Annotated in this window: 8 protein-coding genes and 5 pseudogenes; 7 read left to right on the top strand and 6 right to left on the bottom strand. The window is 56.5% G+C overall.

All coding sequences use genetic code 11. The features are described from left to right. Positions 1-224 precede the first annotated feature (224 nt). The 6 genes from N8E89_RS19700 to N8E89_RS19675 all read right to left on the bottom strand — a co-directional run bounded on the left by N8E89_RS19700 (position 225) and on the right by N8E89_RS19675 (position 6,462). Positions 225-1,298, bottom strand: a complete 1,074-nt coding sequence (locus N8E89_RS19700) for a quaternary amine ABC transporter ATP-binding protein (protein ID WP_106662850.1) — start codon at positions 1,296-1,298, stop codon at positions 225-227. After that, positions 1,291-2,178: an ABC transporter permease gene (locus tag N8E89_RS19695; RefSeq protein WP_262262886.1), complete on the bottom strand. Its 888-nt coding sequence runs from the start codon at positions 2,176-2,178 to the stop codon at positions 1,291-1,293. Before N8E89_RS19695 ends, N8E89_RS19700 begins: the two co-directional genes overlap by 8 nt. A 129-nt stretch (positions 2,179-2,307) precedes the next feature. Then, entirely contained in the window at positions 2,308-3,312 is a 1,005-nt protein-coding gene (locus tag N8E89_RS19690) for an ABC transporter substrate-binding protein (protein ID WP_262262885.1), read from the bottom strand. 120 nt (positions 3,313-3,432) lie between these two features. Beyond that, positions 3,433-4,779: an NAD(P)/FAD-dependent oxidoreductase gene (locus N8E89_RS19685; protein WP_262262884.1), complete on the bottom strand. Its 1,347-nt coding sequence runs from the start codon at positions 4,777-4,779 to the stop codon at positions 3,433-3,435. Beyond that, positions 4,776-5,669, bottom strand: a complete 894-nt coding sequence (locus N8E89_RS19680) for a dihydrodipicolinate synthase family protein (protein WP_262262883.1) — start codon at positions 5,667-5,669, stop codon at positions 4,776-4,778. The genes N8E89_RS19685 and N8E89_RS19680 overlap by 4 nt, the downstream gene beginning before the upstream one ends. A 163-nt stretch (positions 5,670-5,832) precedes the next feature. After that, positions 5,833-6,462 (bottom strand): TetR/AcrR family transcriptional regulator, encoded by a 630-nt coding sequence (locus N8E89_RS19675; RefSeq protein ID WP_262262882.1) that lies wholly within the window; start codon positions 6,460-6,462, stop codon positions 5,833-5,835. Positions 6,463-6,608: 146 nt separating this feature from the next. Here N8E89_RS19675 and N8E89_RS19670 point away from each other — a divergent pair, with 146 nt between their 5' ends. The 7 genes and pseudogenes from N8E89_RS19670 to N8E89_RS19640 all read left to right on the top strand — a co-directional run bounded on the left by N8E89_RS19670 (position 6,609) and on the right by N8E89_RS19640 (position 13,689). Further along, a complete protein-coding gene (locus N8E89_RS19670; RefSeq protein WP_262262881.1) occupies positions 6,609-8,645 on the top strand; it encodes an NADH:flavin oxidoreductase in 2,037 nt (678 codons plus the stop codon). A gap of 44 nt (positions 8,646-8,689) precedes the next feature. Beyond that, positions 8,690-9,302: pseudogene (locus N8E89_RS19665) on the top strand (dimethylsulfoniopropionate lyase). 391 nt (positions 9,303-9,693) lie between these two features. Beyond that, positions 9,694-10,801: pseudogene (locus tag N8E89_RS19660) on the top strand (NADH:flavin oxidoreductase/NADH oxidase). A 206-nt stretch (positions 10,802-11,007) separates the two neighbouring features. Further along, a pseudogene (locus N8E89_RS19655) lies at positions 11,008-11,204 on the top strand (excisionase family DNA-binding protein); the annotation flags it as partial. Beyond that, positions 11,201-11,774: pseudogene (locus tag N8E89_RS19650) on the top strand (putative toxin-antitoxin system toxin component, PIN family). The pseudogenes N8E89_RS19655 and N8E89_RS19650, both read left to right, overlap by 4 nt. A gap of 338 nt (positions 11,775-12,112) precedes the next feature. Next, positions 12,113-13,019 (top strand): annotated as a pseudogene (locus N8E89_RS19645) (S1C family serine protease). A gap of 430 nt (positions 13,020-13,449) precedes the next feature. Next, a complete protein-coding gene (locus N8E89_RS19640) occupies positions 13,450-13,689 on the top strand; it encodes a hypothetical protein (protein ID WP_262262880.1) in 240 nt (79 codons plus the stop codon). Positions 13,690-13,696: the final 7 nt, after the last annotated feature.

Below are 13,696 nucleotides of genomic sequence, written 5' to 3'. Positions count from 1 at the left end.
CGCAAGGCTCCTGATCGTTGCAACAATCTCGGTCTCAAGGTCGATGATCTCTCGGTCCTCCCGGTGCATCGACGCGCGGCTGCCGGGAATGCGCACGCATTTTGCACGCAAGCGATCGAACTGTGCAGAGACGCGTTCCTTGAAGGCAGGATCGGTCGCATCAGGCGAAAGCGCATTTGGTACCGCTCCGGAGATTCCCGATTTTTACAAGGCCTTCGCCACAGTTACTCCGCTGCGGCCCGGGAGGTCAGGTGGCTGATCGGCGTAACCATGGCCTGGATCAGGCTGTTCATGCTGATCACGCCGGTCGGCTTGCCACTATCGTCGACAACCGTCGCATATTGCTGGTTGGCGTCGGTCATGGTTTTGGCAGCTTCTTCCAGGATGGTCCCGCTCTTGACCGTAACGCCTCCCGTTGCAGCCGGAGCACCCGAATGAGTCGCGATGGTATCGACCATGATGACGCGGCCGCGGTTGACTTCCTTGACAAAGCTCGAGATGTACTCGTCCGCGGGCTTCAGAACGATGTCCTGGCCAGTCCCTTGCTGGACGACTTCGCCATCGCGCAGGATTGCGATGCGGTCTCCAAGCCGCAGTGCTTCGTCGAGATCGTGGGTGATAAAAACGACGGTCTTCTTGATTTCCTTCTGCAGATCGAGAAGCACTGATTGCATATCCATGCGGATCAGCGGGTCGAGCGCGGAAAACGCTTCGTCCATCAGCAGGATAGGAGCGTCATTCGTCAGCGCGCGGGCGAGGCCGACACGCTGCTGCATACCACCGGAAAGCTGATTTGGATAATGGTCCTCAAAGCCTTTCAACCCGACTCTTGCGATCCAGCGGCGCGCCTGTTCTTCCTGTTTTTCCCGGGAAAGCCCCTGGATTTCCAGACCGTAAACGGTGTTGTCGAGCACCGTGCGATGGGGAAGCAGGGCGAACTTCTGGAAAACCATCGCTGTCTTGTGCCGGCGGAACTGGCGCAGATCGTTCTGGTTCATCTTGCAGACGTCGGCGTTGTCAATGATGACCTCGCCCGCCGTCGGGTCGATCAAACGATTGATGTGGCGGATCAGCGTGGATTTTCCCGAACCGGAAAGGCCCATGACCACCTGAATGCAACCAGCCGGCATGTCGATATTGATATCGCGTAGGCCAAGGACATGACCGTGTTTTTCATTCAGTTCCGTCTTGGACATACCCTTCTTGACGGCTTCGACATAGGCGTCCGGTCTTTGACCAAAAATCTTGTATAGATTCTTGATCTTGATACCGGCGCCTTGAACGTTGCGATCAGCCATGGACCACCTCCTGGTGCTTCTGAAGACGCTTGCCATAGGCCTGACTAACGCGATCGAAAATGATGGCAATGCCAACGATGGCAAGGCCGTTGAAAAGTCCGAGAGAGAAGAACTGGCCATTGACGGAACGCAGCACCGGCTGGCCAAGACCCTGAACGCCGATCATCGAGGCGATGACCACCATGGCAAGAGCCATCATGATGGTCTGGTTGATGCCAGCCATGATCGTGGGAAGGGCGAGAGGTATCTGCACATTCTTCAAACGCTGCCAGCTGGACGACCCGAAAGCATCCGCTGCTTCCAGCACGTCCTTGTCGACAAGCCTGATGCCCAGATTTGTCAGGCGGATCATCGGCGGAATGGCATAGATGACTACAGCGATCAGCCCCGGCACCTTGCCGATACCCAAAAGCATGACGACGGGGATCAGGTAGACGAAACTCGGCATGGTTTGCATCACGTCGAGAATGGGATTGACAAGACGCTGGAAACTATCCGAACGCGCCATGACGATGCCTATGGGAATGCCGACGACAATGGAGACGACCGTTCCGACGAAAATCATGGCGATGGTCTTCATCGCATCGCTCCACATGTCGAAATAGCCAATGAGGAGCAGGGTGATGACGGTTCCTGCAACGATCTTCCAGTTGCGGCTGGCGATCCAGGCGATGCCACCGATCAGGAGGATCATGATGGGCCAGGGCGTCGCCGTCATAAAGCGCTCGGCCTGGATAAGAAAATACTGCAGCGGCTCGAAAAAGGATCTGATGACATCGCCATATTGACGGGTGAAAGCCTTGAAGCCCTCATCCAATGTCTTTTTCAGATTGCGCAGCGTGTCGTCATTCATATTTGGGAATGAGTAGAACCAATCCATGTCAGTACCCCCTTCATTGGGTCATTGAGGATGCTCCTCAACAACCGAAGCCGCTGAACGTGGAAGCGTTCAGCCTGTTGCAGCGAGGTGGTGGTGCGGCAAAGTTTATCCCCGCCGCACCGATGAGCATTATTGTACGGCAGCGGTGATTTTCTCTGCAGCTTCCGGCGTGACCCACTTGGTCCAATGGTCCTTGTTTTCCTTCAGGAAGTGCTTGGCGCCGTCTTCGCCCGTCGCCTGATTGTCAGTCATCCAGGCCATCAGTTTGTTGACGGTTTCATTGCTCCACGACCGCTTCTTGAGATAGTCCATCACTTCTGGGGGCGCTTTTTCCGAGAAAGGCTTTGCCAGCAGTGTAACAATGGTGTCGACGGGCCAGGCATTTGGCTTTGGATCAGGGCAATCTGCCACCGTGTTGCAGCGCTTCCACTCCGCGGGATCACTGGGAACGCCTGCCTCCAGCTTCACCATGGGATATTTGCCAAGCAGAGCGGTCGGCGCCCAGTAATAACCAACCCAACCCTGCTTGCGCTCATAGGCCTTGGCGATGGAACCGTCGAGGCCCGCTGCCGAACCTGTATCGACCAGCCTAAAGCCTGCTTTTTCCGCTTCAAACGCTTTATAGAGTTGCGTGGTCACGAGCGTGCCGCCCCAGCCTGACGGGCCATTGAAGATCGCGCCTTTTGCAGGGTCCTCGGGATCTGGAAAGAGTTCCGGATGCTTTAAGAGGTCCGGTATGGTCTTGATGTCCGGGTGGGCATCGGCAAGGTATTTCGGAATCCACCAGCCTTGATTGCCACCATCGGGCAGTGGAGAGCCGACGGCCACGATCTTACCCTCTTCTGTTCCTTTTTTCACGATGTCCGGGAGCAGATCAACCCACGCTTCCGGTGCGATATCCGGCTGGCCCTTTTCGGCCATCGAGGTGATTGTCGGAACAGTGTCACCGACGGTGATATCTGCCTGGCAGCCGTAGCCTTCATTGAGGATGATCTTGTCAAGGTTCGAAAGAACCTCGGCGCTTTGCCAATTCATGCTGGCGATTGTGATACTGCCGCATTCAGCAGCGCTGGCAAAGGAAGCTCCTCCCAGCAGGCCGAAAATCAGGCTTGTGGACGCAAGTAGTTTTTTCATTATCGTTCCCTCATTTTGCGGCTTAACGCATCGAAACCGGCGTGCCGCGCTGCAACCGGCTTGATCTGTCCAAGATGTTCAAAGCTCGCCTGCTGAGATCAGCTCGCTGCGAGGTTTCCTTTACTCCGCACCTGCCTTCCATTCGCGAAAGCGCAGGTTCGCCTTGGCGCCGATCGTCGTGAATGGCCGAGGCGGCAGGGCTTTCGGCGCTGGGAACCTGCGATATATCTGCGTGAGTTCAGAGTTGTATCCCAACATCATCTCTGCTGCTGCGATACCGGATGCAGTGGCTTTTGATGCGCCGAGCCCGTTGCACCCGCAGGCGGCAAACACGCCATGTTCAACTTCACCAAATGCGGGGACTGCGTTCAGCGTCAGAGCCATCCCTCCAGCCCAGCGGTACTCCATGTCGACATTGGCGAGGCCTGGAAATCGCGCCTTGAACTTGCGATCGTGCTGGGCGCCGGCCCGCTTAAGGGCACCTTCACTAACAATCTGCATTGAATTGTAGGTGTAGCGCGAGCGAATAAGGATACGATCGCCTCGTTGCCCGGCCACGCGGCGAACCGTGGTGCCCATGGGAAGGGCTGGCGTAGCGGCCCATTTTCTTTCACCCGAAAGGCGGCCCGGCGCGAACGCCTTCGTCATCGACGCATAGGTGAAGATTTGCAGCAGGCGGCCTTTGAAAAAACCAAAGCTCTCCGCATGGCCGTTGTTGGCCAGGATAATCTTCCCGGTATGAATCGAGCCTTGCGGGGTTTTGACCGTCCATCCTTCAGCATTGCTCTCGAACGCCAGCGCTGGCGTTCTTTCGTAAATGGAAATGGGTTCCCGAAGGCAATCTGCAACGCCGCGTATGTATGCTGCCGGCTGCACGATGATTGTGCCTGGAGTAAACAAGGCAGACGTATAGCAACGGGTACCTGTTATCGACGCGATCTCCTGCGCATCAACAAGCCGGTGATCTTCACCCAACTTGCGCAGTTGTGCGCAATAGGCGACAAGGTGCGCGTCCCCTTTTTCGCTCATCGCCACACTGTATCGGCCGCACGGATCAAATATGCGGCTGTCCCATCGGTGCTCTACAGCGATTTCGCTTGCCAAGGCGATTGCCCTGCGATGGATGACGATATCCTGCTGGCTCTTACTGGCACAATCGCCGCCATAGTCGTCCGCGGAGACTTCATGGGGCAAGTCGATGATGAAGCCAGAGTTACGTCCGGCAGGTCCTTCGCCAATAATACCCGCTTCCAGTACCACGGTCCGCAAGGCGGGCTCGAGCTGAGAAATTCGCCGCGCGGCAGACAGGCCCGCAAAACCACCGCCGACAATGACGACATCGGCGGTCCGTGCCCGTTCAAGGCGCGGTTTTATCTCACGAGTCGGCAGCATCGCAACCCATGCAGAAACGCCCGTGTTGTGCGGGAGTTTTGAAGTGGCGAAAACCTTCTTGGTAACCGTGCTCACGCTACACTCGCTTCCCGCTTCGCGAGGTCGCCGAGAACAGCCTTTACTGCTTCAATTCGCTCGGACGACAAACCTCTCAAAGGCTTGCGGGGGCTGCCTGCACCATAGCCGGTCAGTTCTGCTGCCGCATAGACTGACTGTACATAATCGCCATCCCAAAGCAGCGACATGACTGGCTCAAGCACAGACCAGATTTCGCGCGCTTCTACCCACTTGCGCTCTGAGGCCGCCGCTACGAGAGCAAGACAGGTGCGCGGCGCGATGTTCGCGCCGCCCCAGATGAGGCCGCTGCACCCTGCATAAAGGGCATAGGGCACCAGGTGGTCGGCGCCGTTCATGACGGCAAGGCCGGTACGCATGAGCGATGCCTGTTTTCCAAGATCGCCACTGCTGTCCTTTACCGCACAGAACCCCGGGATGTCGCCTAGGTGTTTCAGGAGAGAAGGGGAGACCTCGACGCCGACCGCCTGAGGCACATTATAGCCGATGACGGGTAGTCCGGCTTTGGCGACTTCCACATAGAAATCGATGATTCCCTGATCGTCCGTCGGCCCTTCGAAGAACGGCGGCAGGACCATGACGCCATCCACGCCACAATCGGCCGCATGGCGTGTGCGCTCCACCACATCTTGCGAAAGAAGGGCCGACGTCTGCGCTACGATTTTCGCCCGTCCGTTGATGATCTTCGAACCGCGCTGCACCAACTGCTTGGATTCTTCCTTTGACAGGTAGACATGCATGCCGGTGCCGGAGCTAAGCACAAAGCCAGGGATGCCAAGCGCCAAATAGCGTTCAAGGTTCTCCTCCAAACGGCCAAAATCAATACGTCCCTCAGCGTCGAAAGGCGTCGTTAGGGCGAGGTTGAGCCCAGGGAAAGGAAAATCTGTCATGTCAGAATCCTGAAAATTTCGGCGTCAGTGCGGTTCAGACAGATTGTCTTCGGTTGGGCGTGCCGATCATGGGCGTGGATCGCTTTGTCTCGTTTGCCAAAATCGGTTTGCTTGCTACCGATTGAGCCAATCTTCAATGAGGTGCCGATCATCGCGTGCCCTCCTAGTCGGACGTATAGCCATGTCGCGCAAAGAAGCGCTCAAGCTCTCTTTGCTGCGGAACCTGACCGGTAAAGATCGTGATATATTCGGGAATGCGCTTCATCCTGACCGCCAAGTCCTCCTTTGCTTGCATGGAGATGTAGCCAATCTGGACCAGGTAGGTTGTTCGTGAGCGAACGTCTGCGGTGATTTCCGAATAGCCGAACCGAACAAGCATTCGTTTGATAGCGTCCAGACGCATGTGGTCGGCTTCCCGCACGGCCGCCAAAATTTCATCTGACTGAAGCGCCCAACTGCGGACGGCAAACTCGAACTTGGAATCGAACAAATCATTACTCAACCAGCAGTCGAACACATTCAGCATCGCCTCTGCCAGGGATTCTGCATACGCTTCCGATTGCTTGATGATATTGCCGGTATTCTTGTCGCGCCAACGTTCCAGCAGAGCCGCGAGCAACTCCTCCCGATCTTTAAAAAACCAGTAGAAGCTTGTGCGCGACAGGTTGAGCCTTTTTGCCAGCGGCAAGATTTTCACTGAATCCACACCGGAATCCAAAAGGGCCTCGTAGGCGGCTTCAAGCCATCCCTCCTGCGATCCGCGCCATCCGCTATCGTTCAAAACCTGCTCCATAACGTTCTCCTAACAAATTATGCTTCGGCTCACAAGGAAAATGTACATAGCTGTCTACCAACATGACAAACATGTTTTCAATATTGACATAGGTGTACATTTACGCCTAACGTCCCTGGCCACATTGATATTCTGGAGCACGACGCATGTCGAACGATCCTCTCCTTCAGCCTTATCGGCTCAAGCATCTTGAACTGCGCAATCGCATCATCGTGACGTCACATGAACCGGCCTACCCGGAAGACGGAATGCCCAAACAGCGGTATCTTGCCTATACCGTCGAAAGGGCCAAAGGCGGTGTCGCCCTCACCATGACGGCGGGGTCCGCGGCAGTGTCGAGGGATAGCCCGCCCGTCTTCAACAACCTGCTCGCCTACAAGGACGAAATCGTTCCCTGGATCAGGGACATGACGGATGCCGTGCACGAGGAAGGGGCGGCGATCATGATCCAGCTGACCCATCTGGGGCGTCGCACGCGTTGGGATAAAGGGGATTGGCTGCCTGTTGTCGCGCCATCGCATCATCGTGAAACTTCGCACCGCGCTTTTCCAAAGAAGTTGGAGGATTGGGATATTGAGCGCATCATCAAGGACTTCGCTGACGCAGCTGAACGCATGAAGGCTGGCGGTATGGATGGCGTTGAGCTGGAAGCCTATGGTCATCTCATCGACCAGTTCACCTCACCGCTGACAAATGAACTGGATGAGCCTTATGGAGGTTCGCTCGATAATCGCCTTCGCTTCTGTTTCGACGTGTTCAGGGCAATGCGGGAACGGGTTGGCGACGACTTTATTTTGGGCGTGCGCTACACGGCTGACGAATGTCTTCCCGGCGGGACGGGAAAGGCAGATGGCATTGAGATTTCCAAGCGGCTGAGCGACAGCGGCCTCATTGACTATCTGAACGTCATCCGTGGCCATATTGATACGGATGCCGGTCTGACTGACGTGATCCCAATCCAGGGCATGGCAAACGCGCCGCATCTCGATTTCGCAGGCGAAATTCGCGCGGCCACAAACTTTCCGGTTTTCCACGCCGCGAAGATCCCGGATGTCGCCACCGCCCGCCATGCCATCGCGTCAGGCAAGGTCGACATGGTCGGTATGACGCGCGCCCATATGACGGATCCGCATATCGTTCGAAAGATCATCGAAAAGCGTGAAGATGACATCCGGCCTTGCGTCGGCGCCAATTACTGCCTCGACCGCATCTATCAGGGCGGAGCGGCGTACTGCATTCATAACGCTGCGACGGGTCGCGAACTGACCATGCCGCATGTTATCGCAGAGGCTGACCTGCGCAAGAAGGTCGTTGTCGTTGGAGCAGGTCCCGCCGGTCTTGAAGCTGCACGCGTTGCAGGTGAGCGCGGCCACGAGGTTGTCGTCTTCGAGGCGGCGGACGATCCGGGCGGCCAGGTCAGGCTGACCGCGCAAAGTGAGCGCCGCAGAGAAATGATCAGCATCATCGACTGGCGCATGAGCCAGTGTGAGAAGCATGGCGTGACTTTCCACTTCAACACGTGGGCGGAGGCCGAAACGGTTGCGGCCGAAAAGCCGGATGTTGTCATTGTCGCCACCGGCGGTATGCCGCACACAGAGGTACTCTCGAAGGGCAATGAACTGGTTGTTTCCGCCTGGGATATCATTGCCGGCGATGCGAAGCCTGGCTCCAACGTCCTGATCTTCGACGATGCCGGAGATCATGCCGGTCTGCAGGCTGCCGAGTTCTTGGCCAAGGCGGGTGCGAAGGTTGAGATCATGACACCGGACCGCTCCTTTGCCCCGGAAGTCATGGCCATGAACCTGGTGCCATATATGCGATCCCTCCAGAAGCTCGACGTGACGTTTACTGTAACCTATCGATTGGAGCGGGCTGAAAAGAGCGGCAACCAAATCCTCGCCCATGTCGGCAGTGATTACGGCGGGGTCACCCAGCAGCGAACGGTTGACCAAATCGTCATCAACCACGGCACCATCCCGCTTGACGCGCTTTATTTCGAGCTGAAGCCAGCCTCGAGCAATTTGGGTGAAATTTCGCATGACCAGCTGCTTGCTGGAAAACCGCAGTCGGTCATCCGCAATCCGGACGGCAAGTTCCAGCTGTTCCGCATAGGCGATGCCGTGGCAGCCAGAAACACGCACGCTGCGATCTATGACGGCCTGCGCATTGCCAAGGATATTTGATCTTGAGTGGGTCGCTGATGGAACCCTTTTTCTAGGGAGTGAAAATGACCCAACGTAGCGACGACCTGCAACTATTCGTGGATTGCGCATTTGTGGCATTCGACCAGTTCGCTCATGCGCCAGGTTCCCGGCGAAGCATTCTTGAGATTTTCGCGGCTCTGCAGCGTCCTGGTGTGCGGCGGGAAGGGCAAGGAAGCAGACTTCCCGTTTGCCAACATTTGGACACGGCACTGGCCGTCGAGGTCGGTTACCCATCGCTTGGGCGATTGATAGAGAGGTTCAAGGCCATTGAGCCGCAACTTCAATGGCGTCGGCGCACGTCATATGACGGCACTGCCAGCGAGAACTTCGCTGATGGGCACGCAAATGCAATGATTGTTGGTCCAGGCGGACTTGAGCAACGCAAGGACCTTTGGCTCGGTGTGACCCTGATGGCTCCGAACGTGCGTTACCCAAATCATGATCACGCGCCAGAGGAGGTCTATCTTGTTCTCTCGACAGGCGAGTTTCAGCAAGGAGAGGGCGGCTGGCTCTCGCCGGGCATTGGCGGCTCCTTCTACAATGTCCCGGGGTATTAAACACGCAGTGCGTTCGCTCAATACACCGCTTTTCGCATTTTGGGCTTTGCGCGCCGATAGCGGCAGCACAACGACCTGATGCAACCCCAAGTGCAGTCGACGCGTTAGCAGCCACCAACGCAAGGGCCGGGAAGGGCGATGTACGGGAGCACGCTATCAGGGCCTGCATGCAGCGATCCAAACCGTCTTCCCAACCCGTTGACGGAATATGCTAATTCGCATCGCGGCCAGTGACGTTGCTTGTATCAGCTGTGGTCGAATAGAGGCTATATTTTCGCCGAAGCGACAGCTGAAACACTGAATCCAGGACATCGTCCAAGCCTAAGGCGCAATTCAATGGTAAAGTTCCGGCCGTGCCGATTGAGAAACGCTACGCTATCTGAATAATGCCACTGGCAAGGTTGCCAAAAACGAGACGAGGTAACTGCAGCTGCAGATACCCAACTGCAGGAAGTGAGGCTTGAGGGCTCATGAGTGGAACGAAGCTGTTCTCGCCGGTGTCGATTGGCGGTTTGACGTTGCGCAACCGCATTGTCATCGCACCGATGTGCCAATACTCGGCGCAAGACGGGCAGATGACCGATTGGCATCTTATTCACCTTGGGACTTTGGCTCATTCTGGTGCCGGTATTCTGACGATCGAAGCGACGGCGGTCTCGCCGGAAGGCCGCATCTCTTACGGCGACGTTGGCCTCTATTCGGATCAGTGCGAAGCGGCCATGGGCCGAACCCTTGACGGGGTGCGCCGCTGGTCAGACATGCCAATCGCCATACAGCTCGGACACGCGGGCCGCAAAGCCTCGAGCGAAATCCCCTGGAAGGGTGGCCGGCAGATCGCTCCAGACCAACGGGGCGGTTGGAAGACGGTTGCTCCAAGTGGCATCCCGTTCCATGCATCGTATGATACTCCGATGGCACTCGACCGCGATGGGCTGGCTCGGCTGCGTGCAGCGTTCGCGGATCTCGGCTCGTCGCGCCGCTCGGCTCGATCTTGCGGCGGTTCAGATCCATGGAGCCCATGGCTATCTCCTCCATCAGTTTCTGTCGCCGCTCTCAAATCAACGAACGGATGAGTATGGCGGCACCCTGGAAAACCGCATGAGGTTCCCGCTTGAAGTGTTTGAGGCCGTGCGCGAAGCATTTCCTGCCGATCGCCCCGTCACCATGCGGGTATCGGCAACCGATTGGGCCGACGGGGGCTGGAACGTTGATCAAACAATCGCTTTTGCGCAAGCTCTCGAACAGCGCGGCTGCGCCGCCATCCACGTGTCGAGCGGCGGCTTGGCGGTTAATCAACAGATCGCTGTTGGCCCAAGTTATCAGGTGCCGTTTGCAAGAGCCGTCAAAGCTGCCACCCGGATCCCCGTAATAGCGGTTGGTCTCATAACCGAGTTCGAGCAGGCGGAGGCCATCCTCGGCACCGGCGACGCCGACCTGATCGCAATAGCAAGAGCCATTCTTTACGATCCGAGATGGCCATGGCATGCGGCTGCGCATTTTGGCGAGAGCGTTTCTGCACCTGATCAATATCTGCGGTGCCAGCCAAGGCAATTTCCTTCGCTTTTCCATCAGCAATAAAGACGATTTCGACCGTCGTAGCTCTATTATACCCCGTTCAAATTGAAGGCTGAAGGTCCATCCTTCGCTCCCGTCTGCTCCAATATTAGACGGCCGAGAGAAAGCGCGCGTTGGCTTCGACAAAGTGGTTTCCTTCGCGGTGCGAATTAGGAAATTAGATTGTCGCGTTAAGAAACGAGGCCTCGCCGCGACATCATCCTGCTGGGGCGGCTGGTGTCCTGAACGTGTCGCGGCCGTTTCTGATTGGGCTTTTGGAGGAGAAGCTTCCATTCCGTATGGTGGGAACGCATCGCCGGGTTCGGTTCGAAGATGTGCGCTGAATTACAAAGATGCCATCGACGCGGAACGTTGGAAGATACTAGCCGAGCTCGCAGCCGAGGCTCAAGAGGGGATGGGATACTGAGCTTTGGGCCTTTCACAGCCTTCTTGGATGCCTCGGTACTTTACCCGGCTCCCTTGCGCGACCTGCTTTTGGAGCTTGCTGTTTCCGACGTGTATCGCGCCAAATGGTCGAATGCTGTGCATGACGAATGGATCAACGCCTTGCTCAAAAGTAGAGACGATCTCACGCGAGAGCGGCTTGGGCGGACCCGCGACTTGATGAATGCCCATGTGCGCGACGCAATTGTCAATGATTTTGACCAGCTCATTGGCATTCTCGAGCTACCGGATCCCAACGATCGCCATGTGCTGGCGGCGGCAATCAAGGGGCGGGCCGATGTGATCGTTACAGGAAACCTCAAGGACTTTCCACGCAGCAAGCTTGCACCTTGGGGCATTGAAGCCCAACATCCTGATGAATTCCTAACGCCAGTTCCACCTTTCGCAGCCGCAGTTTCTAGCCGCTGTGAAGACGGTCCGCTTACGCTTAAAGAATCCGCCGAAGACCGTCGAAGACTACCTCGATACGCTGCGTGCGCAGGGCCTCTTGGCTATGGTCAACGAGATCCAAGAATTTAATCAGTTCATTTAGCGGAGAATGAACATGTAGCCCGCTCATGATATTGAATTCGCGGGGGCGGCGAAATAGTCCGAGTTGGACCAGAACGAGATTCCCTGCGATCAGCCGAACGCTACCGTGTCCAGCGCGCTAAATCGATGTTGCTCGGCGAGGCGCCAATCGCGTTAGCACCAAGCGTCAAAAAACCACGAATCTGGTGATTGCCTGGACCCAACCTGAGCGCCAGGAGGCTAAAACAATTGTATTCTTGGCCTTGTGCCTGGGCACGCGTGTTCATACCTATATTGGACGACATGTTTCCCGCTTTGCGCGGTCGCATCGCGTGCCGCGTCTGGCCTGGACTGAAAACCATGAGTCTCGATACGATTTTGCGGTCCGTTGTAGCTGTGCGCTCTTCAATTTTCGATGACGCGTTCACAGCTGCGACGTTGGGGACCCTTCGAGAGGGCAGCGGCGTGGTCATTAGCGAAGACGGGCTCGTGCTTACAATTGGTTATCTGATTATTGAAGCTGAAGAGGTTTGGTTGATGCGCCACGACGGGCATGTCGTGCCTGGTCATGCACTCGCCTACGATCAAGAAACAGGGTTTGGGCTCGTGCAGGCGCTTGGTCCGCTTGGCCTTTCTGCAGTGGCCTTCGGAAACGCAGCCGACGCCAAGGTAGGCGATTTTGCTGTGCTTGCGGACGGGATCGGTCAATGCATTCGCGTCAGCATTGTCGCCAAGCAGGAATTTGCTGGCTATTGGGAGTACGTCCTGGATGAAGCGATCTTCATTGCGCCTGCCCATTCCTCATGGGGAGGGGCCGCACTGATTGGCGCTGACGGAAAGCTCTTGGGCATTGGCTCGCTTCTCTTGCAAATGAGCAGACATGGCGGGATTGCAGACGTCAATATGATCGTGCCGATCAATTTGTTGCCGCCGATCCTTGATGATCTTCTCACTGTCGGAAAGGTCAACAAGCCGCCACGGCCTTGGCTCGGGGCTTTCTCCGCTGAGAGCAACGGTAAAGTCGTGGTCATGAGCGTCACGCAAGGGGGGCCGGCGGAGAAAGCGGGCTTGCGTCCGGGCGACATCATCTCGGAGATCTCGAGGTGAGGGGATTGATGGGCTGGCTGATTTTTACCGGAAGCTGTGGATGAGCGGCTCTGCCGGGGCAGAGATTTCCATGAGAGTTCTGCGCAACGGCCGCGAAGCATGGCTGCGGGTGAAGTCAGCCGATCGCAACAGTTTTCTGCGAAAGCCGCAGTTGCAGTGAGTTGCATCCCTCGCATTCCATCGTTGTTATAAACGACATATCCGAATGTCAGCTTACTCCGGGACGCTCTGGCACCGATCTCCCGCAGCCACCATCGATGGGTGTCAGCGGGCACACCTCATCGTTTTAATGGTGTTCTCCAGATCGGACGAAGATGAATTTGTGCCGTCTTTCGAGACAATGCAGTTCGAAAGCGGGGGCCGAGCAACTCACGGCGTGCGTGGGGCTCCTGATCGGCGTCCTTGTCATCGCAGTCGCATAGGGGGCGTATGTTGTATATCCTCGCGAACGGGTTGGCTCCTGTGATGGGCCTTTGCGTAATAGCAGGCGAAGTCGCCCCTTATGATCACCATAACCAACGCCGGCCGAAAGCCATTGCGGAACTGTTTCAACCAATCGGAGTTAGTGTTTCGTTGATGGAGTTACCGCTATGATGCGAGCTGCAATTGTTGGTCCCTTGACGGACGTGGAATATGAAAGCCCCGAACATCGCCATGCTCATTGTATGGAAGCCTTACGCGAACGATTTTTAGATGAGGTTTCAACGAAGGAAATCTTGGCAATTGCCAATGAAGCCGAACTATCCGGATGGAGTTTTACAGAGGTACGACGCGCAATCGACGCCCTTGTGGCCGAGAAGGCTCGTGAAGCTGGAGCGGATCCCTGCTAACTGATTG

The sequence above is a fragment of the Phyllobacterium sp. A18/5-2 genome (assembly GCF_025452215.1).
Classification (GTDB): Bacteria; Pseudomonadota; Alphaproteobacteria; order Rhizobiales; family Rhizobiaceae; genus Phyllobacterium; species Phyllobacterium sophorae.
This window is presented reverse-complemented; position numbering and strand designations above follow the sequence as displayed.

What these genes read in the sequence shown, in the direction of transcription:
- N8E89_RS19700 (WP_106662850.1), bottom strand. Translation starts at nt 1,298, where the DNA reads ATGGCTGATCGCAACGTTCAAGGCGCCGGTATCAAGATCAAGAATCTA.
- N8E89_RS19695 (WP_262262886.1), bottom strand. Translation starts at nt 2,178, where the DNA reads ATGGATTGGTTCTACTCATTCCCAAATATGAATGACGACACGCTGCGC.
- N8E89_RS19690 (WP_262262885.1), bottom strand. Translation starts at nt 3,312, where the DNA reads ATGAAAAAACTACTTGCGTCCACAAGCCTGATTTTCGGCCTGCTGGGA.
- N8E89_RS19680 (WP_262262883.1), bottom strand. Translation starts at nt 5,669, where the DNA reads ATGACAGATTTTCCTTTCCCTGGGCTCAACCTCGCCCTAACGACGCCT.
- N8E89_RS19675 (WP_262262882.1), bottom strand. Translation starts at nt 6,462, where the DNA reads ATGGAGCAGGTTTTGAACGATAGCGGATGGCGCGGATCGCAGGAGGGA.
- N8E89_RS19670 (WP_262262881.1), top strand. Translation starts at nt 6,609, where the DNA reads ATGTCGAACGATCCTCTCCTTCAGCCTTATCGGCTCAAGCATCTTGAA.
- N8E89_RS19640 (WP_262262880.1), top strand. Translation starts at nt 13,450, where the DNA reads ATGATGCGAGCTGCAATTGTTGGTCCCTTGACGGACGTGGAATATGAA.